This window comes from Sinorhizobium sp. P24N7 (assembly GCF_042436655.1).
Classification (GTDB): domain Bacteria; phylum Pseudomonadota; class Alphaproteobacteria; order Rhizobiales; family Rhizobiaceae; genus Sinorhizobium; species Sinorhizobium meliloti_A.
On record NZ_JBHMIW010000136.1, the window covers coordinates 1 to 437 of the forward strand.

The 437-nt window shown below is 54.7% G+C and carries 1 protein-coding gene; it reads left to right on the plus strand.

The genetic code is table 11. The features are described 5' to 3' along the window. Positions 1-113 precede the first annotated feature (113 nt). On the plus strand, positions 114-437 hold a 324-nt coding region (locus ACFHWW_RS34310), incomplete at its 3' end, for an Lrp/AsnC family transcriptional regulator (RefSeq protein ID WP_379943847.1).

A 437-nucleotide genomic window follows, 5' to 3' on the forward strand; every position in this document is an offset into this window, starting at 1 on the left:
GTTCACAGCCGGGCGAAGTCCATGAATCGCATAAAATTCGGAGAAATTACGCTTGATTGATGTTTCGACCAATGGTCTTTGATCGAAACGACGATTTTTTCGAACAATCTACCATGGCAGCTCTCGACGCGATCGATCGCAACATTCTACGCCTTCTACGGCTCGACGCGCGTATGAGCAATGCAAGCCTCGCGGTTGAAGTCGGCTTGTCGCCGTCTGCCTGTCTGCGTCGGATCAAGCTAATGGAGCGGTCGGGCGTCATCCGCGGCTATACTGCGCTCGTGGACGCGGGAAATTCCGACGCGACCATCGCCGTCATCATCAACATTACCCTGGAACGGCAGACCGAAGATCATCTCGACCGTTTCGAAGCGGCCGTGCGCAGATATCCGGAAGTCCGCGAATGTTTCCTGATGACGGGCGGATCGGACTATTTG